The organism is Acinetobacter schindleri CIP 107287, from assembly GCF_000368625.1.
GTDB lineage: Bacteria > Pseudomonadota > Gammaproteobacteria > Pseudomonadales > Moraxellaceae > Acinetobacter > Acinetobacter schindleri.
Genome location: NZ_KB849574.1, coordinates 50,862 through 70,909 on the forward strand (window position 1 = coordinate 50,862; position 20,048 = coordinate 70,909).

Consider the following 20,048-nt stretch of genomic DNA (forward strand, 5'->3'; position numbering starts at 1 on the left):
CAGACTACTAAAAATTCAGGAATAATTTTATCTTATCAAGCAAGCCATTTGTTTGTCTAAATTTTTTAAATATTCCAAACCAATTGTTTTTGCCTAAATAGTTTAACTGGATCATATCTGGATTTCTTAATTTTGATAAGAGATAAACTCCTTGATCATCATCCACCAAATTATTATTAAGCAATTCCATTTGGCTACTTAAGATTAGATTGTAAAAATCTGGCCATTTTTCAACACTACCAACGATACCGCCACCAATGATATAAGGTACATTACCTAAAATTGAGTTAAGCACATTAGCTTCACTGAATTCGAATTCTTCCGCAATGGTAAACAAATGTATTTTTGAAGTATCGAAGCTATAGCTCCATTGTCGTAGCTTGCTTAAGGTTTTTTTATCTCGACAGTATCCAAAATCCAACCAAGCAACTAAATCTGTCGTGATTAAGTTTTCCTTGATAGATTCATAAACAAAATAGGACTTTAAATTATTGACCAATACATAATAAGGAGACCAATATTCGGGATTCCGTAGCTGCTTATCATCTACCTTTGAACGAAAATGTTCATCATTCTGTATCACGTCTATTCTTTCTAGAACAGATGAAAATTTTTCTTTAAGGTCAATAGAAATAACAGTCGTCGGTTTACCTTCTCGAATTTCTAAAATTTTTTCCACAAAATCAGATGAAGTATAGACAATGAATGGGTTATCTAATTCAGCAAGGTTTTTAAAGTAATCAAAATATTGAGACGTAGGCCGATGTAAATAGCCAGGATGCCCCTTATCTTTAGTCCAATCTCCGCGACCAATATCGAAAAAAGCTGTCACAATCGTTATATTTGGCTCTATCATGATATTCATAGATAATAAAAGAAGAGAAAAATATATTATAGTTTAAGTCACTTATGTAAAATAGTGAAAATTTATTAATCATGGGTACAATCTAAGTGGACATTGAAAAAATTGCTATAATCACCCCTCTATTTAATGAAGAAAAAAATATATTAAATTTTATTCAATGCTTAGTAGACCAAAAAAATAAAAACTTTCATGTATATTTTATTGATGATGGCTCTACTGACTCAACAGTTTCACTATTGAATCAAAACTTAAAATCAAATATTTTTTCGTACACTATCATTAGTCAAAAAAACCAAGGAGCAGCCCAAGCTAGACTAAATGCAATAAAAATAGTAAAAGAGGAATACTGTTTAATTATTGATTGTGATGACTCTATATCAAATGATATGATTAACAATATAATTAATGTAATAAAACATTCTAAAGTAGACACTATTGTTTTTGATGTAATGATGCAAGATAAATCTGGTAAATATGAAGCTCTTCCCTGCTTTGATGAAAGCAGAAATATTTATAATGGTTTTGAATGTTTAGAAAACTCTATAGGAGGATGGAAAATTTCTGGTTTCATGTGTACGAAAAAGAATATTTTTTTAAAAAGCTATGATCTTTATCACACCTTAAATACGAAAAAAGAAAACTTTTTGAATAATGATGAAATAATAAGCAGATTAAATTTCTTACACTCAGAAAAGGTTATAAAGATAAATTCAATTTATTATTATCAATACAACCCAAACTCCACAACTAAGAAAATTAATCAAAAAATGCATTATATTATAAATAATGCCATTATCTTACATAAGCTATTAAATAAACACCCAATTCAAAATAAAATTGATAAAGAGCTTTTTTCAACATTATGGGGAATAAAAAAATATATATCAAAAAACAATAAACAAATTCAAGAAAAACAAGAATGGGTTTGCAGCGGCTTTGTTGCACAAACCTATCTGTAAAGGCTTTTTTAGCGATATAATTTTCAAATGAAGAAGCCTACACACAAAATCTACCGCACAACCAATTGGCCCGCATATAACCGAGCACTCATGAGTCGCGGAAATATTGCCATTTGGTTTGATCCTGCTACGCAATGGTATGCTCCATCAAAAGGCAAACAAGGGCGAAATCAAACCTACTCCGACGCAGCCATCCAATGCTGCTTAATGATTAAATCCTTATTTCGTCTGTCTTTACGTATGGTTACTGGCTTTGTACAAAGTCTGATTAAACTTTGCGGATTAAATTGGATAGCTCCAGATTACACCACGCTTTGTAGAAGACAAAAGCATATTGATATTGTAATCAGCTACCAAAAAAGTAGCGATGGGCTGCATCTACTCATGGACTCTACAGGCATGAAGTTTCTAGGTGAGGGCGAATGGAAACGCAAGAAACATGGATCTGAATATCGTCGCCAATGGCGTAAACTTCATATTGGTATAGATGCCAAAACCCTACAAATACGAGCAGTTCAGCTTACAACCAATAATGTCAGTGATTCACAGGTGCTTGGTGATTTACTTGATCAGATTCCACAAGATGAGCGGATTGACTCTGTTTATACCGATGGAGCTTATGACACCAAGCAATGCCGTCAGGTCATTGCAGATCGGCAAGCGCATGCGGTGATTCCACCTAGAAAAAATGCGAAACAATGGAAAGATACAAAGAGTAGCTCGCTAGAGCGAAATGAATTACTTCGAACAATTAAACGTTTAGGCAGGACACTATGGAAAAAATGGTCAGGCTATCATCGGCGAAGTTTGGTTGAAACTAAGATGCACTGCATTAAATTATTAGGAGATAAACTCAGCGCAAGGAGTTTTGGTAGCCAAGTGAATGAGATCCATGCACGTGTAGCAGTCCTTAACAGATTTACGGAATTAGGTCGCCCACTTACCCAAGTTACGCCTTAAATTTGGCTCAATTAGGGGCGCTTTGCATTTCAAATCTTTGTGCAACAAAGCCAAATTCATATTGAAATGGCTCAATTAGGTGTTACCCCTTCTCCATATTTTTATCATACTGCCGGATACATTGAAGCTAGAAATAGTTCAGCAAGAGTAACAATCAAAGATCATACTATTATTAACAATAGTTTTGTAATTATTGCAGATAAAACATCAGTAACTATCGGTGAACACTGCTTAATCGGTCCAAATTTTTTTATTACTGACTCCGATTTCCATGGTGTAGAAATAAAAGATCGATCAAATGGAAATTATCAGTGCTCACCTGTTTCTATAGAGAATCATGTATTTATCGGAGAAAATGTGAGAATTTTAAAAGGAGTAACCATAGGAGAAGGTTCCGTCATTGGTAACAGTTCTGTTGTCACAAAAAGCGTCCCCGCATACTCGATTTATGCAGGAAATCCAGCTAAGTTAATAAAAAAACTGAGTTCTAACTAAGGTTTCAGTTAAATTTATATTCTAAAAGAATCTTAATCTTTAAGAAAAAGGCCTTTAACTTACTTATTTTTTTCATAGGATTAACAAGCAGTCTTTTTTTTACTATATATAGGGCCTGTGCATATTTAGGTTCATCTACATATTGATCTAGTATTTTTATCATTTCAGTATACATAAAAGTATTATCTGAACTAATATTAGAATCATGCTTACGATAATTAATCAGCAATTGTGGTATATAAACCATTTTTTTATTTAGTTTTGACATACGTAACAACAAATCCCAATCTTCTACCTTTACATTAGGATTATATCCTCCAACCTGCCTCAAAATTTCTGTTTTAAACATTTGTGAAGAGGCTGGTAGATCATGTTTATTCAGAAGAATATCTTCAAATCCAGTTTCAGAATATTCTCTTACCCGTGAGGAAAGTATTTGATTTTTATTGTTAATAATATTCACACCGCCAAAAACTCCCACAGTATCAGACTTAAACGAGCTAATCTGTAAGCTTGTTTTTTCAGGAAGCATCTGGTCGTCAGAAGCAATCACACAAAAATAATCTCCTTGAGCCCATTCTAAAGCTTCATTTAAGGTGTTACATAATCCCTTATTTGGACGATCCCGAAATTCAAACCGAGTGAATCTTTGCTCACATTCAATAAGCATTTCCTTTATTTTATTCACAGACTGATCAGTTGAACCATCATCAATAATAATGAATTCAATATTTTCATATGTTTGATTAATAACACTTCTAATACTATCCTGTACGAACCCCGCATGGTTATAGCATGGGATAGCAATTGTAACTAATAAATTATCCATTACACTTTAAACTCATTACAAAGCTGAATGACTTTTTCAGCATCTTCAACCGTTAAAGTTGGCCCCATCGGCAAGCTCAAAATCTCTGCATGAATTTGCTCAGAAACTGGGTAACTTAGGTCATTCCATTCCTCATATGCTTGCTGCTTATGTGGTGGGATTGGATAATGGATTAAAGTTTGTACCCCATTTTCCGCTAAATACTTTTGCAATTCCATTCGATACTTTGAACGAATGACAAATACATGCCAAACATGCTGCTGATCATTAAGTACATCTTTATTTACTTTTGGTAATTCAATGAGTGGGTTATTAATTTCAGCCATATAAAGATTCGCTATCTGGCGTCGATTTTGTGTTTCATCATCCAAATATTTTAATTTTACGTCAAGCATCGCTGCTTGAATTTCATCAAGACGACTATTTACGCCTACAAATATGTTTTTATATTTCTCATAGGATCCATAATTACGCAAAGCTTTTAAAGTTTGCGCTAACTCTGCATCATTAGTAGTGATGGCACCAGCATCACCTAATGCACCTAAGTTCTTCCCTGGATAAAAACTGAAACCTGCTGCATCTCCCCAATTACCCGCTTTTTTACCTTCAACTTCAGCTCCATGTGCCTGAGCTGAATCTTCTAATACTAACAAATTATGCTGTTGTGCAATTTGCATAATTGCAGACATATTTGCTAATTGTCCATATAAATGAACAGGTAAAATCACTTTTGTTTTTGGAGTAATTGCTGCTCGTATTGCTTCAATCGAAATATTAAAACTATTTTCATCTGGCTCTACCAAAACAGGTATTAAATGATTGGCTGTAACTGCGAGAATACTTGCGATATAGGTATTCGCCGGCACAATGACTTCATCACCATCTTTGAGTTTGCCCAACTCTTTCCATGCTCGTAAGGTAAGAATTAGAGCATCTAAACCATTGGCAACACCAATAGCAAATTTAGTCTCACAATAATCTGCAAAATTCTGTTCAAATTTCTCTAATTCTTGACCACCAATATACCATCCAGAATCAATGACACGATTACATGCAGCCTTTAGCTCTTCGGCGTACTGATGATTAATTTGCTTTAAATCTAAAAATGAAATCATAATTCAATTATTCACCTGGAATATATAACTCTGCTGTACCTGATATGCATTTCTTACCGTCTATAAATGCACCAGTTTCAAATACAACTTTTTTTCTCTCTTTTATTACGTCGACAACCTCCACGTAATAATCAACAAAATCATTAAGATAAATAGGCTTAGTAAACTTATTCTCTGACTTTAAATATATACATCCAGGACCTGGTAAAGTAGTTGCAAAAATAGTTGAGAAAATACTAGATGCTAATGCTCCATGTACAATTCTAGAACCAAATATAGTGTTCTTCGCATACTCCTCGTTAAGATGCACAGGATTAGTATCTCCAGAAAGTCGTGAGAATCTTTGAACATCCTCAGCAGAGAAACTTCGCTTTAATTCAGCTCTATCGCCTACTTTAATATTTTCAATATTTAGTGTTTGCATTTATTGGCCTAGAAACTTTTGATAATCATTCAGAATTTCATAATATTTTGATGAAAAATAAATATAAAAATTATCTAGCTCATTTCCATCAATATGTTTTGCCCCCAATCTCATATGGAAATTATGTACACTTATATTTTCTTTACGCACATCAAAATGAGATTGATCGAACTTCAAGTGATCAAAAGCTAATTTATATACTAGCAATGCACTTTCAATAGCAGCATAACGAGTTTTATTTTCATTCAAAATCCAACTTCCCCAACAAAAAGAATTAGAAGAAGATTGAAAGTCATATAAGCGAACAGTACCAATAGGAAGATTATTATCATTTCGACAAATAATAAAATAATACTCCTGACCTTTTTTTTCTCTATCCTTATAATTCCTAATCCATTTTTTTTGCTCTTCAACTAAAGTAGAAGTTTGAGAAATATGTTTATTAAGATTAGGATCACTTCTTAACTCACAAATAAAGTGAGCATTACTTTCCTCTACTAAACGAAAATGGACTGTATTGGCTTTAAGTTGATTGATATCAAACTGCATTTTGCACTGCCTTTAGAAAACTTGAATAATTACGTATATAATCCGCTTCACTGAAATGCTCACTAGCTAATATCAAAAGAACACAATCCTCTGAAAAATCATACATTTCTCGCCACATCAAACTTTCGATCAAAAGTCCTTTGGTTGGCGATGACAGTACAACTTCTTCTTTATGATAACCGTTGTCTAAAACAAAACGACATTGACCATGCAAACAGATAGCCACCTGTTTTAAATTTTTATGTGCATGAAATCCACGGGGAGAATTTTGCGTATTATTAAAAATATAATACACACGTTTCAATTCAAAAGGGATGGATTGCATTGATTCAAGTGCGACAAGCCCACCTCGTTCATCACTTAAATCCGGTAAATCAATTAATTGCACAAGACTCATAAACTTTCACGCACTAAAGACATCAAATATTGCCCATAATCATTTTTACTCATGCTTTGACCGATTTCTAACACTTTTTCTTTGCTTAACCAGCCATTATTCAAAGCAATTTCTTCCAAACAAGCAACTTTATAACCTTGACGCTTTTCAATTGTTTCTACAAATTGTGCAGCCTCAAGCAGGCTCGAATGTGTTCCTGTATCTAGCCAAGCAAAACCACGTCCAAGCAATTCTACATTTAAATCACCGCGCTCTAAATACATCTGATTGACTGTGGTAATTTCCAATTCTCCACGTTCAGAAGGCTTCACTTGTTTAGCAATTTGAATCACATCATTGTCATAAAAATATAGACCTGTGACAGCAAAGTGAGATTTAGGTTGTTTAGGTTTTTCTTCTAAAGAAATTGCACGTTTCTGCTGATCAAACTCAACCACACCAAAACGTTCAGGATCTTTGACTTGATAACCGAAGACTGTTGCACCTTTAGCTCGGCTAACAGCCTTTTTTAGCATTGGGGTAAAACCTTGGCCATAGAAAATGTTGTCGCCTAGAACTAGACAGACATTACTATCTCCAATAGATTTTTCACCAATAATAAATGCTTGCGCTAAACCGTCTGGACTCGGCTGAATCGCATACTCTAATCGAATACCAAACTGTGATCCATCACCCAGCAAACGTTTAAAGCTATTCAAATCTTCAGGTGTTGTAATGATCAGTACATCCTGAATCCCTGCAAGCATGAGTACTGAAAGTGGATAATAGACCATGGGCTTATCATAAATTGGCAATAGCTGCTTAGACACCCCTTTTGTGATTGGATATAACCGTGTTCCCGAACCACCAGCTAGAATGATTCCTTTAGTTTGATTTGACATTATATATTTACACCTAATCTTTCACGCTGGTAACTACCATCTTGCACACGACGACACCAGTCCAAATTATTCAGATACCATTCAACAGTTTTTTGAATACCTGTCTCAAAGGTCTCTTGAGGACACCAGTTTAATTCTTTTTGAATCTTTTCAGCATCAATTGCATATCTCAGATCATGACCTGGGCGATCCTTCACAAAAGTTATCAAGGATTCATATAATTGCCCATCTGCTTTAGGTTTTAATTCATCCAGTATAGTACAAATGGTTTTTACTACTTCTATATTTCTTTTTTCGTTGTGACCACCAATATTATAAGTTTCTCCCACCCGTCCCTCAGTCACCACTTTATATAAAGCTCTTGCATGATCTTCCACAAATAGCCAGTCTCGGATTTGTTGGCCATTACCATAAATTGGCAATGGCTTTTCATCGAGTGCATTCAAAATTACTAATGGGATTAACTTTTCAGGAAAATGATATGGACCGTAATTATTTGAGCAATTGGTGACAATTACCGGTAAACCATAGGTTCTATGCCAAGCACGGACCAAATGATCTGAACTCGCTTTAGATGCTGAATATGGAGAACTTGGCTGATAAGGTGTTGTTTCAGTAAATAGATCGGTTGTTCCTTCCAAATCTCCATATACTTCATCTGTCGAAATATGATGAAAACGGAAATTCTTTTTTGATTTTTCATCAAGATTCAGCCAATATTTTCGAGCAACCTCAAGTAAAGTATAAGTACCGATAATATTGGTTTGTATGAAGGCTGCCGGACCATCAATAGAACGGTCTACATGCGATTCAGCAGCGAGATGCATCACAACATTTGGCTGAAATTCATGAAAGAGTGCTTCGATTGCAGTCTCATTACAAATATCAGTCTGACTAAATTGATATTGATCACTTTGTTGAACTAGACTTAATGACTCTAAATTTCCAGCATAAGTAAGCTTATCTACATTTAAAACATGGTGCTTAGTGTTTTCAATAATATGACGTATTACAGCTGAACCAATAAATCCAGCACCACCAGTTACTAGAATACGCATTTCAAGTTATTCCTATCATTTCATCACATTTATATTTGATGCTTTTAAGCAAATTTATTTAAACATTCTTTTCTGTTGGCTTAACTTTATTTAAAGTCTACTCGTTGACCAACTAAAGCATATTTCACTTGCTTAAGTACACGCATAATTTCCAACTGAATTTTTGCCCACCCCTTTTTCTTCTGCTTACGCATACGCGCTTTACGTTCAGCAAGCAAATCACTTGAGAGAACTGTCTTCTTCTCAGGAAAAAGCATCATTTCTTGAATACAAAGAGCTGGTGTCATTTGATAGACAGGATAAATTTTAGCTTGAATAAATTCATCAAACATAACTTGATCTAAAGGAATTAACTGAATCTTTCGCACATAATCCAAGTATTTTTGTGCACCTTTCAGACTTAAAATATAGCCCGCTGTCCCTAAATTTTTTCCCGTTAACTGAACAATCTGACGCGATCCATTTGCGATATTTATCTTAGGCCCACTTAAAAATACCTTATCGGCAAAAGCTTCTATTTTAATAATATCCCAGTCATTTTGAATCCAGTCATCCTGACTCAGAAAATAGTCAGCATTTTCTCCCAAATATACATCATCTTCAAAAACTGCCAAATGCGGAATCTGCTCATCTACCATTTTTTGCCAGATCGATACATGACTCATAAAACAAGCTAACTCGCCAGAAGTCAGAAAATCTTCGTGCACCTGCAGTGCCATTTTTTCAGCCAGTGGTTTAGCTAAATCTGGTGTCAATGCATCAAAGAATTCAAAACCGATATTCTGTTTGCCAAATTCTTTTTGAATGTGTTCACGACGTGCAGTTGCTGTTTTTAGGCTAATTACAATGTTTTTCATACAGATTTACTTACTTTGAAGCCATTAAGTGTTTAAGTGCATAATAGCGGTCACGCCACATGCGCTTCTGCTTCTTCAAACCATGGGACAAGCCACGATTTTCTTTTTGTTTACGTGATACGCCCTGAGAAGCGACTGTCCCTAAAATATCACTGTCTAAACCTGCAGGTCGAACCAAGGCTGGCCACACACCTAATCCCTTTCCATTTTTACTCAGCCAGGTCTGGAAGAAAATATCGACAGGCATATTTATATGCTTACCAGCTTCTAAAAATGCTTGAGCACCTTGGCGTGACCAGATCAAACCTAATCCGCGAATTGGAAAATAAAAAGCATGCCACATGCTCATATCTTCAATCTGGATAATATCTTTCGCCAGCTTTTTCTTTTTGGCTGCAATATTGATTAAGTACCAATCTAAATCTTTATGCTGATCCAGATATTCCAACACACCATCCAGCTTTGTTTTAAAGTCTGGATTAATTTTCATATCATCTTCAAGTATAACCAGATAATCTGCATCAGTATTCAGAAACTTCTCTGCGCAAGCATAATGACTCAGATAACACCCCAATTCCGAGTTCATCAGGCTACGTCCAAGAATCTGTTGCGCACCTTGATCATCATAGTTGGTAAATTCAGTTAAAGCCTTGCCACGGCCATCGACTGCGGAGAAACGTTCAAAGGACCAATTTACTGCATCTAGTTGCTGAGTCGCCCGTTCAAGCCGTTCATGACTACCATCCAGATTAATCAGATAAGTAATTACTTTCATCATGAACCTCTAAGCTGAAATTGAATTTGGCAAATAACCAGCCAGTTTTTTCTGCATGGCATTACTGATCTGCTTTGCATCTACTGGCTTTAATTGATCCAGACTCTGGATACAACCATATTTTATTGCAGGATTATCTAAAGCTGAAATAAAACTGTCGAGGCTATCTTCATTTTTCAGATAAGCCAGTTTAATATCCGGCTTCAGCTCAGCTTGCTGCTTTTGAATCTTGATATGATTCATCAGTGAAATGGGATTAAGCTGCTCTACACTGCGGAACTTGTATTTAATCTGGGTTTCCAGCAACTTCGGATGTGCCAATAAATAATCTTTCAAAACATGACGATCAACAATATGTGGATAATGATGGATCTCGAAAAACTTTTTGAAACCCAGGATATCTGCCCCTAACATTTGTGCAATCATGTGCTTCGGCTGAATCGGCTTGCCAAATTGACGCTGCAAAAATTGGCGATATTTTAACTTTGTCTTCAGCGCAAAACTGCTTTGCCAGTGGCCATAGATCACCAAATGATTACCGTTTAGAAAATCTTCTGGCTGTGCAGTTGAATTAAAGAAAAAGTCATCATTCAAATAAATAAAATAGTCTGATAATCCTTCAATGTTCCAGAGCATACTTTCAATGGATCGGGTATTAAAAGTGGGCAAATGCTGCTCATAACCTCTAAAAATTTCCCGATGATCCACTACACGAATTTTATCGGCAGTACACAGGCCTTGTGCAGCAAATTCATCAATAAATTCTGGGCGCTGGTTATCGGTCACTACAAAAATATTGCGGCAAAAAGGTACATATTTCAGGATTGAAGCAATGTTGTAGTAGATTTCATTATTACTGGCGAAGCGGGTATCACTGACTGCATCGGATGCATCTTCACCAGTCAGATATTTATGCCGTTTCTTTTTTAATTCCAGATCATTGCCATCCACCCAGGCAATTACAATATCAATTTGCTGCTGCATTTACTTCATCACTTTAAAATAGGTACCGGATTGCTTAATTACTACACTTAATAATTATTGCCACGCATCCTTGATCCATTGCGATGGCAGAACATAACGGTACCATTTACCACCGCCGCCGTTAATTGCGTCAGGTGGATTGATTTCACCATGGAAAATAATAATTTTGACACCTTCCGGCTTCACAGGCGGCTTGAAATAAGCCATTGGAATTTTTTGCAGACAGTGATATTTATAGCTCTTGCACCAGGAATCCGGCCAGTAACTCAGTTTCTTTTCCTGATCAACATACCAGGATAAATAAGCCTGCTCATTACGAAACTTCTGACGGATTTCATCAAAATGTTCACGGAAATATGGCATCAAACCAGGAAAAGCTCCCAGCTTGAAACGATAAACCGAGCTATTTCCGGTAATACGCCATGGACGTTTCCAGTCATGAATAATCAAAAAATCACCCGGATGGGTAAAGAAACTGTCAATATTATCGACAATCACAACATCTAAATCGAGAAAAAGTGCATTTCCTTTTAAACCATATAAATTAGGTTCAAAGGTCGATAACTTATTCCAGCCACGTTCAGGACTACCTGCTGGCAAGGCCAATGGCGGAATAGGAAAACATTCAACAGCAGGATCAATGCCCTCGGTACGGTCTGTCAGACACACCATTTTAAAGTCAACCGTAGTATGACGCTTGACCATGTTGTATAAACGATTGACGTACTCTGCCCCATATTTGGTGCCCCACTTCATGCATAGCACAATATTCTGTTCAGACTGTGTATGAGCCTGACCTGACAGTGAGTCGTTTACGTTTTCCTGCATGTATTCATCTTCCACCAGCATTCTGCGCCATATCATACCATCTCTAAAGCAAAGTTACTCCCCCGCTTTTCAACACCTTCATAATACTCAAAATACTTTATGGTATGATATGAAACCGCCTTGAGAACACCACTATTGGCTTGGGCTCTGGCTCCCCTATTAAAAATACATAATCAGGTTGATATGAAAATAGCAGTTGCAGGCACCGGTTACGTCGGCCTTTCCAATGCCATGATCTTCTCACAACATCATGAAGTCGTGGCATTAGATATTATTGACAATAAAGTTGAAATGTTAAATCAGAAGATTTCTCCGATTCAGGATCCTGACATTTCAACTTTTTTAAGTGAAAAGCCACTAAACTTCCGTGCAACAACTGACAAATATGAAGCTTATCAGAATGCTGATTTTGTCATTATTGCGACACCGACGGATTATGATACCAAAACCAATTATTTTAATACCCAAAGCGTCGAAAGCGTTATTCGTGATGTGACCGAGATTAACCCTCAAGCGGTCATGATTATTAAATCTACAGTTCCGGTAGGCTTCACCAAAACAGTTAAAGAGAAATTTCATACAGAAAATATTATTTTCTCTCCAGAATTCTTGCGTGAAGGTAAAGCTTTACATGACAACCTTTATCCATCACGTATTATTGTTGGAGAGAAGTCAGCGCGTGCTCAACAATTCGCAGATATGCTGATTGAAGGTGCAATCAAAAAAGACAGTCCTGTTCTGTTCACTGACTCAACCGAAGCAGAAGCAATCAAGTTATTTGCCAATACCTATCTGGCTATGCGCGTAGCTTTCTTCAATGAACTGGATACCTATGCACAAACGTTCGGTTTAGATACTCAGCAAATTATTGAAGGTGTCTGTCTGGACCAACGAATTGGCAATCACTATAACAACCCTTCCTTTGGTTATGGAGGTTACTGCCTGCCAAAAGATACCAAACAGCTATTGGCGAACTATAGTCAGGTACCTAGCAATCTGATTCAAGCTATTGTGGATTCTAACCGTACCCGTAAAGACTTTATTGCCGATTCTATTTTGGCAAGGAATCCGTCGGTGGTCGGGATTTATCGACTGGTTATGAAAAGTGGCTCAGATAATTTCCGTGCCTCTGCCATTCAGGGGGTAATGAAACGCCTTAAAGCCAAGGGGGTTGAAGTCATTGTTTATGAACCGGCATTAAAAGAAAGCGAGTTCTTTAAATCTGAAGTGATTACTGATTTAGAAGCCTTTAAACAGCGGGCAGATGTGATTATCACCAATCGTCAATCCAAAGATTTGAGTGACGTTGAAGATAAAGTGTATACCCGTGATATTTTTGGAGGCGATGAATGAAAATTCTGGTAACAGGTGCAGCAGGTTTTATTGGATTCCATGTTTCCAAAAAGCTTTTAGAACGTGGTGATGATGTGGTCGGTTTTGACAACATGAATGACTACTACGATCCAGCTTTAAAACAGGCACGTGTAGATCTGCTAACTCAAACAGCGGAACAGCAGTCGGGGCAGTTCGACTTTTATCATGCCAACCTTGCAGATAAAGCCGCAGTTGACAAGTGTTTTCAGGAACATCAATTTGATCGCGTGATTCATCTTGCTGCACAGGCAGGCGTACGTTATTCGCTTGAAAATCCGATGAGTTATGTGGAAAGCAATATTGTCGGTTTTACCAATATCATTGAAGCCTGTCGCTATGCCAAAACACCACATCTGACTTATGCCAGTACCAGTAGCGTGTATGGTGCCAACACTACCATGCCTTTTAGTGAAAAGCATGGTGTCGACCATCCGATCCAGTTCTATGCAGCAACAAAGCGTGCCAATGAATTGATGGCACATAGCTATAGCCACCTCTTCAAACTGCCAACCACAGGCTTGCGCTTCTTTACTGTCTATGGTCCTTGGGGGCGTCCGGATATGGCTCTCTTTAAGTTCACCAAGAACATTATTGAAGGCAAATCTATTCCGGTTTTTAACCACGGCAATCATACCCGTGATTTCACCTTTGTTGCAGATATTGCTGAAGGCGTGATCCGTTCCAGTGACCAGATTGCTGCACCAAATCCAGACTGGGATAGCAACAATCCTGATCCATCCACCAGCAATGCCCCGTTCCGGATCTTTAACATCGGCAATAATTCGCCAGTCAAACTGATTGAATATATCCATGCCATTGAAAAAGCAGTCGGCAAAGAAGCCATTCTGGACTTACTGCCACTACAACCCGGTGATGTACCAGATACTTTCGCTGATAGCTCAGCACTAGAACAAAGTGTAGGTTATAAACCTTCTGTTTCTGTTGAAGATGGCGTAAAACAGTTTGTTGACTGGTATCGCGATTTCTATCAGGTTTAATAGATTCTTCTAGCCATAAAAAAAGGACTCATTTGAGTCCTTTTTTATCTGTTGAACTTATTTTACGTAAGTTAACCAGTGCGCATATTTAGGGTCTTTACCCTGAACCGCATTGAAGAATGCAGTCTGGATTTGCTCAGTGATCGGACCACGTTTGCCTTCACCGATTTGACGGTCATCGTATTCACGGATAGGCGTTACTTCAGCAGCAGTACCGGTGAAGAATGCTTCATCAGCAATATAGAATTCATCACGGGTAATACGGCGTTCAACCACTTCATAACCAAGATCTTTGGCAATGGTAATAATCGTTTGACGGGTAATACCATCAAGCGCACCACCTGCGATATCCGGTGTATGAATCACGCCATCACGTACCAGGAATACGTTTTCGCCTGAACCTTGACATACATAACCTTGTGGATCTAGAAGCATTGCTTCGTCATAACCAGAATGTGCTACTTCTTGATGTGCAAGGATAGATAATGTGTAGTTACCTGATGCTTTGGCTTTACACATGGTCACGTTAGGGTGATGGTGCGTAAATGAAGAAGTTTTTACGCGAATACCCTTCGCCATTGCTTCATCACCTAGGTAAGCACCCCAGCTCCACGCAGCAACCACTGCATGAATGGTATTGTCAGTTGCGGCAATGCCCAGTTTTTCAGAACCAATAAAGATAATTGGACGTAAATAGCAAGACGCTAATTTGTTTTCACGAACGACATCAATTTGAGCTTGTTCTAACGCTGCCTGATCAAATGGAACTTTCATTTGATAAATTTTTGCAGAATTAAGTAAACGTTTAGTGTGTTCTTTCAGACGGAAAATAGCCGTTCCATTCGGGGTTTCATAAGCACGGACACCTTCAAACACCCCCATGCTGTAGTGCAAGGTATGTGTTAATACGTGAGTTTTTGCCTCACGCCAATCTACCAGTTGTCCGTCTTGCCAAATGAAACCATCACGATCAGCCAAATTCATGCCACAAACTCCAATTTTTCACAATTATTCACTATCCAGTGCAAATACTGCACTTGGATCAATCAGTCTTTGCCATAACTTGCAAACGGTCTTTCGGGTATCGTGCCAGTCGCTTGCAGACACTTGCATGGATTGATTTGCAAGGGCTAAGCGGTGGCTCTCGGCGCGTTCACGGAGATAAGCTTGAATCAGAGCAGTCGCATCGTCGCTGGATAAGCAACCTGATTTTGCGGCATCCTCAAGGATTCGTACATTGTCGGAGTAATGGGCGAGATCTTTATTCGTCCCACTCCAAGCTAACACCGCATACTGTGCCATAAATTCGATATCAACGATACCACCTGCATCTTGTTTTAAATGAAAAATTCCATCTTTTTTTTGCTCTTTTGAAGAACCCAGATGATCTTTCATTTTCTGACGCATTTTTAATACTTCTTCACGCACATGACCGATATCCCGTTTTTGGGTCAAGATATCACAGCGCAATATCTCGAATTTTTTACGTAAACTCATTTCCCCTGCGATTGGACGGGCACGTACCAAGGCTTGATGTTCCCAGAGCCAGGCGCTCTTAAACTGATACTGTTCAAAAGCTTTCAGACTGGTAACCAATAAACCTGCTTCCCCTGAAGGACGTAAGCGGGTATCAACTTCATAAACCCGCCCATCCAAGGTTTGTGTAGTCATCAGTGACATCAGCTTTTGCGCCACACGCATGGCAAATTCAAAGCCACTAATTGGTTTCAGTCCGTCAGTATCTGCCTGTTCATTCATAAAATGAATAAATACCAAATCCAGGTCAGAACCATAACCGAGTTCAATCCCGCCCACCTTGCCATAGCCAATCACGGCAAAAGCAGTATGATCGACTGAACAGCGTTGCCCTTCGGCATCAAGTGGGAAACCATGCTTTTTGGCCACAATTTGATAGGCTAAATGCAAGGCAGCATTTACAGACACTTCAGCAATATCAGTCAAAGCATCTGATACTTTCATTAAAGGACTTTCTGCCAACACATCACTGGCAGCAACAGCCAGCACATTGGATTTTTTAAACAGACGCAATACCCGCATCTGGTCTTCCACCTGATCAAGCTCAATACGCAGCAACTGCTGACGTAGAGAATCTTCAAGATCTTTACGCTTTGGCAGCTCAAAATCCATAGACAGGAATTCATCCAGTAACACCGGATAATGGGTTAATTCCTCACAAATCCATGGGCTGACAGTTGCCATCTTGACCAGACGCTGAAGTGCACCTTTGCTTTCAATCAGCATGACCAAGTACACAGTGCGGCGCATGACTGATTCAACCAATGGCATCAGACGCACTAAAGCCGTCTGCGGCTGATCAGATTGCAAAATTGCTTCAATCAGATAAGGCCAAAATGTTTTTAAACGCTGTAAGGCTTTGGCCGGCAATTTTTTTAAGGTATTACTGTTCCAGAACTCATGCACCAGATTTCGGGCATTTACATCTAGTACTGCATTTAACTGCTGTTCCAGTTGGGTAAAACTTGAGAGTTGAGTTTCTGGACCATTCTCTTTAATCAGATGTTCAAACTGGTAAATCACTTTGGCGCGCTTCTGATCCAACACATCCATAAATGCTGCCCAGTCAGCAAAACCCAAAGTATCAGCAATGCGCTGGCGAGGGTCATCTTCGGTTGGTAATGACTGAGTTTGCTGATCATTCAGCGCCTGAATCGCATGTTCAACCCGGCGCAGGAATAAATAAGCATCCTCAAGATCTTCTACTGCTTGTTCATCTAGTAATTCAGCCGTAACCAAGTGCTTGAGACTGACCAGACATTGGCGATCCTGTAATTCCAGCTTGGCACCACCATAAATCAGCTGATACACCTGAACAATGAATTCAACTTCACGAATCCCGCCAGCACCAAGCTTGATATCATCTTCAATATTGCGGCGCTGCACTTCACGCTGGATCATCGCTTTCATTTCACGCATAGCAGCGAAAGCACTGTAGTCCACATAGCGACGGAACACGAATGGACGTGTCATCTCTAGTAACTCATCACCTTCAGGCGTTGGATTGACAATCCGCGCCTTGATCCAGGCATAACGTTCCCATTCACGACCATGCTGGCTGAGATATTTTTCCAGCGCGACATGGCTAATTGCTAATGGTGAACCATCCCCCCAAGGACGCAGGCGCATATCGACACGGAAAACAAAACCATCTGAGGTAATATGATCTAACAGGTAGATCAGCTTTTGTCCCCACAGAATGCAAAACTGCTGCACATCAATACATTTTCGCCCATCGCTTTCCCCTTGCTCGTCAAAAGCAAAAATCAGATCAATATCGCTAGAAAGATTGAGTTCCTGAGCACCGAGCTTACCCATAGCAATTACAATTAAGTCTTGCACCTTTCCATTGTAGCCAATCGGCTGGCCATACTTTGCAACCAAGGGAATACGGGCAAAATCTTTGGCGGCACAAATGGCGGCATCGGCAAAATCAGAAAGTTCACGAGTAAGAGTAATGACATTAGTAAGTTGATTGGCATCCTGCCAGATCCAGCGAAACATCAGGCGAGCACGCAGAGTACGTAACGTACTCATCCATTTGTCTTCATCACTAATATTGCTAAGAGTATCTGTGACAGATTGCTTGATTTGTTCAGTACTTAAAGCATGCTGAAAATGGTCAACTGCATAGTCCTGCTGCAGCAAGGCAGCGTGTCTGGACAATACCTGCTCGGCATATTGGCTTGCCCTTAAAGTTTTCTGCAATTGTACGTCGTTCATTTCCAGTCCTTGTCACCTGCAAGATTTTTTCTAGTTATAACAGGTGACTGGCAGCGCTGTGAATGCCTTGGACGGAAATTAATTTTTTTCTTTTAATGCACCTGCCGGTTCAGCAAGTGCCAGTGCCTGATGTTCATTGGTGGCTTTTGGCAACAATACACTAAAGGTCGTACCCTGACCTTCTTTAGAGTCCACATAAATTTGACCATGATTCAGATCGACAAATCGCTTACACAGTACCAGACCAAGACCCGCGCCTTTTTCATTATCTGTGCCTTTCACACTTACTGTCAGATTTGGCTTAAACAGATTTTGCATCTGTTCTTCAGTCATGCCCAGACCGGTATCCTGCACGCTGATTCTGACCAGCTCGTCTTCAGCTTCAGCAGTCAAAATGACCTGACCCTGCTGATCGGTTGGGGTGAATTTCAGTGCATTGGAGACCAGGTTTTGCAGCACTGAAGTAATCATGTTGATATCAGCATTGACCTTCACTCCTTCAGGAATGCGGTCAATCAGGTCGATTTTTTTATTCAATGCTAAGCTTTTGAGTACATCGCAAACAATTTTGCTGGACTGTTTTAGCTCAAAGTTGATCGGATGGTAAACAAAACGTCCACCTTCAGCCATCGCCCAAGTCAGCAGGCTTTCCAGCAAGTTATAAGTTGACTTGGCATTTTCACAGAGATAATCGGCAATATTCTGAACACTTGAATCATCCAGTGTATGACGTTCTTCAGCCAATACTTCCGAGAATCCAAGTAAACCATGAAAGGGTGCACGCAGGTCATGAGCAATAATCTGGAAGAATTTCGTCTTACTGAAGTTCATGGCGCATTGCTGCTCGTACATTTCCTTCAGTTCATTATAGTCTTCATGCAAGCGAATCCGTCCGACCAGCCCATCGGCAAACTCCTGCACCAGACGAATATCTTCCTGATCAAAGCCCTCTTCTTTCTGATCAAAAAATACCACATGACCAATTGAGTGGGTATCACTGGCTTTCAGATTAAAGGAGATCAGGCGCTTATGCTCTACACCAAGACTACGAATATATTCTGACATTTCTGTATAGGCAGGATGCGTATGATCCAGACAGTCATCATTTTTAAGATAATTGAGCAGATTTAATTCGGGCGGCGTTTCAAACCCCCAAAATTCTGAAGCAGTGGAATACCAGATATAAGGTTCTTTATGAAAACCCAGTAAACATTTTTCAGTCTTAAGTAGCCGACGTGCGACTCGAGCAAATGTATTAATTAGGTTATTGGAAGTATTTACGCCCAAAATAAGAGACAGGCGGCATGAGCTTAGCTGTTCAGTATTTTGACCTATCTCCAGAAGGTTAAGCTTCATCTCTGCCTCTCATGGTTATGTTTATTTATTCGACCAATTTTATACAATCAATAACAAAGAATCTAAACAGTCTCAACAACATTTCCTAACATCTAGATTAATTGATTTCATTACATTTAACTACGTATACGTTCATTTTTTCTTTAAAAAATGTAAAACAAATTTGACATTAACCGTTATTTGTAAACCTATAAACAACCCTGATAATGTCACTGAAATGTCTATTTTTTCACCACCACTTGTAACATGCACCTAAACTAAATACTAGTGCCAAGCCTATAGATAATTAATTTAATTTAAAATAATAGCACCAAAATAAATTATTTAGATTAATATTGTTAAGAATTTCTTCACCAACCAATCTTTTACGAGTAAATATCCTATTTTTTGCTTCATAATGCTCAAATGATTAATCTTCTAACTAACCATGTAATTTAGTTAATTCTTTGATATGTCTAATTTTTGTTAATTAAGCACAATAAAACTGGCATAAAGTACCAATTTTTTTGTTAATGACTGAGATTTCCTTACTGTTAATTGTAAGCAGCCACTACAATTCTTATAAATTGTTTCTTTAAAAATTAT

At 38.3% G+C, this 20,048-nt stretch carries 20 protein-coding genes; 5 read left to right on the plus strand and 15 right to left on the minus strand.

The window, feature by feature from the left end:
- Positions 1–7 precede the first annotated feature (7 nt).
- Positions 8–856 carry a protein YibB gene (gene yibB / locus F955_RS00495; protein ID WP_017401395.1) on the minus strand — a complete coding sequence of 283 codons (849 nt, stop codon included), beginning with the start codon at positions 854–856 and terminating at the stop codon, positions 8–10.
- A gap of 95 nt (positions 857–951) precedes the next feature.
- On the opposite strand from yibB, the gene F955_RS00500 reads away from it, so the two are divergent.
- From F955_RS00500 to F955_RS00510, 3 genes are read left to right on the plus strand one after another with little or no spacing between them, the layout of a single operon-like run.
- Positions 952–1,824, plus strand: coding sequence for a glycosyltransferase family 2 protein (locus F955_RS00500; RefSeq protein ID WP_004889943.1), 873 nt, complete (start codon positions 952–954; stop codon positions 1,822–1,824).
- Positions 1,825–1,851: 27 nt separating this feature from the next.
- The gene (locus F955_RS00505) at positions 1,852–2,784 is read left to right on the plus strand and encodes an IS5 family transposase (RefSeq protein ID WP_008302424.1); all 933 of its coding nucleotides are present in this window, start codon (positions 1,852–1,854) and stop codon (positions 2,782–2,784) included.
- Positions 2,785–2,823: 39 nt separating this feature from the next.
- Entirely contained in the window at positions 2,824–3,279 is a 456-nt protein-coding gene (locus F955_RS00510; protein WP_017401604.1) for an acyltransferase, read from the plus strand.
- Positions 3,280–3,283: 4 nt separating this feature from the next.
- On the opposite strand, the gene F955_RS00515 is transcribed toward F955_RS00510, so the two are convergent.
- The 11 genes from F955_RS00515 to F955_RS00565 form a co-directional block, all read right to left on the minus strand.
- A complete protein-coding gene (locus F955_RS00515) occupies positions 3,284–4,108 on the minus strand; it encodes a glycosyltransferase family 2 protein (protein WP_004813051.1) in 825 nt (274 codons plus the stop codon).
- Positions 4,108–5,223, minus strand: coding sequence for a DegT/DnrJ/EryC1/StrS family aminotransferase (locus F955_RS00520; RefSeq protein ID WP_004889955.1), 1,116 nt, complete (start codon positions 5,221–5,223; stop codon positions 4,108–4,110). The genes F955_RS00515 and F955_RS00520 overlap by 1 nt, the downstream gene beginning before the upstream one ends.
- 7 nt (positions 5,224–5,230) lie before the next feature.
- The gene (locus tag F955_RS00525) at positions 5,231–5,647 is read right to left on the minus strand and encodes a MaoC family dehydratase (RefSeq protein ID WP_004813054.1); all 417 of its coding nucleotides are present in this window, start codon (positions 5,645–5,647) and stop codon (positions 5,231–5,233) included.
- The gene (locus F955_RS00530) at positions 5,648–6,196 is read right to left on the minus strand and encodes a GNAT family N-acetyltransferase (RefSeq protein ID WP_004889958.1); all 549 of its coding nucleotides are present in this window, start codon (positions 6,194–6,196) and stop codon (positions 5,648–5,650) included.
- The gene (locus F955_RS00535; protein ID WP_004813056.1) at positions 6,186–6,593 is read right to left on the minus strand and encodes a sugar 3,4-ketoisomerase; all 408 of its coding nucleotides are present in this window, start codon (positions 6,591–6,593) and stop codon (positions 6,186–6,188) included. Before F955_RS00535 ends, F955_RS00530 begins: the two co-directional genes overlap by 11 nt.
- Positions 6,590–7,474, minus strand: coding sequence for a glucose-1-phosphate thymidylyltransferase RfbA (gene rfbA / locus F955_RS00540; RefSeq protein ID WP_004889960.1), 885 nt, complete (start codon positions 7,472–7,474; stop codon positions 6,590–6,592). Before rfbA ends, F955_RS00535 begins: the two co-directional genes overlap by 4 nt.
- Positions 7,474–8,532, minus strand: coding sequence for a dTDP-glucose 4,6-dehydratase (gene rfbB / locus F955_RS00545; protein WP_004813059.1), 1,059 nt, complete (start codon positions 8,530–8,532; stop codon positions 7,474–7,476). Before rfbB ends, rfbA begins: the two co-directional genes overlap by 1 nt.
- Positions 8,533–8,618: 86 nt before the next feature.
- Entirely contained in the window at positions 8,619–9,389 is a 771-nt protein-coding gene (locus tag F955_RS00550; RefSeq protein ID WP_004813061.1) for a glycosyltransferase family 25 protein, read from the minus strand.
- A gap of 10 nt (positions 9,390–9,399) precedes the next feature.
- Positions 9,400–10,164: a glycosyltransferase family 25 protein gene (locus F955_RS00555; protein ID WP_004813064.1), complete on the minus strand. Its 765-nt coding sequence runs from the start codon at positions 10,162–10,164 to the stop codon at positions 9,400–9,402.
- Between the two features lie 9 nt (positions 10,165–10,173).
- Positions 10,174–11,148, minus strand: a complete 975-nt coding sequence (locus tag F955_RS00560) for a stealth family protein (protein ID WP_004813066.1) — start codon at positions 11,146–11,148, stop codon at positions 10,174–10,176.
- 54 nt (positions 11,149–11,202) lie between these two features.
- On the minus strand, positions 11,203–11,976 hold the full coding sequence (locus F955_RS00565; protein WP_051005988.1) for a hypothetical protein: 774 nt from the start codon (positions 11,974–11,976) through the stop codon (positions 11,203–11,205).
- Between the two features lie 183 nt (positions 11,977–12,159).
- Between F955_RS00565 and F955_RS00570 the strand changes: the two genes are divergently transcribed.
- Entirely contained in the window at positions 12,160–13,329 is a 1,170-nt protein-coding gene (locus F955_RS00570) for a nucleotide sugar dehydrogenase (protein WP_004813070.1), read from the plus strand.
- Positions 13,326–14,348 carry an NAD-dependent epimerase gene (locus F955_RS00575; RefSeq protein WP_004813072.1) on the plus strand — a complete coding sequence of 341 codons (1,023 nt, stop codon included), beginning with the start codon at positions 13,326–13,328 and terminating at the stop codon, positions 14,346–14,348. The genes F955_RS00570 and F955_RS00575 overlap by 4 nt, the downstream gene beginning before the upstream one ends.
- A 57-nt stretch (positions 14,349–14,405) precedes the next feature.
- On the opposite strand, the gene F955_RS00580 is transcribed toward F955_RS00575, so the two are convergent.
- The 3 genes from F955_RS00580 to F955_RS00590 form a co-directional block, all read right to left on the minus strand.
- The gene (locus tag F955_RS00580; RefSeq protein ID WP_004813074.1) at positions 14,406–15,332 is read right to left on the minus strand and encodes a branched-chain amino acid transaminase; all 927 of its coding nucleotides are present in this window, start codon (positions 15,330–15,332) and stop codon (positions 14,406–14,408) included.
- A gap of 24 nt (positions 15,333–15,356) precedes the next feature.
- Entirely contained in the window at positions 15,357–18,107 is a 2,751-nt protein-coding gene (gene glnE, locus F955_RS00585; RefSeq protein ID WP_004889963.1) for a bifunctional [glutamate--ammonia ligase]-adenylyl-L-tyrosine phosphorylase/[glutamate--ammonia-ligase] adenylyltransferase, read from the minus strand.
- Between the two features lie 78 nt (positions 18,108–18,185).
- On the minus strand, positions 18,186–19,463 hold the full coding sequence (locus tag F955_RS00590) for a sensor histidine kinase (RefSeq protein WP_004813078.1): 1,278 nt from the start codon (positions 19,461–19,463) through the stop codon (positions 18,186–18,188).
- Positions 19,464–20,048 lie beyond the last annotated feature (585 nt).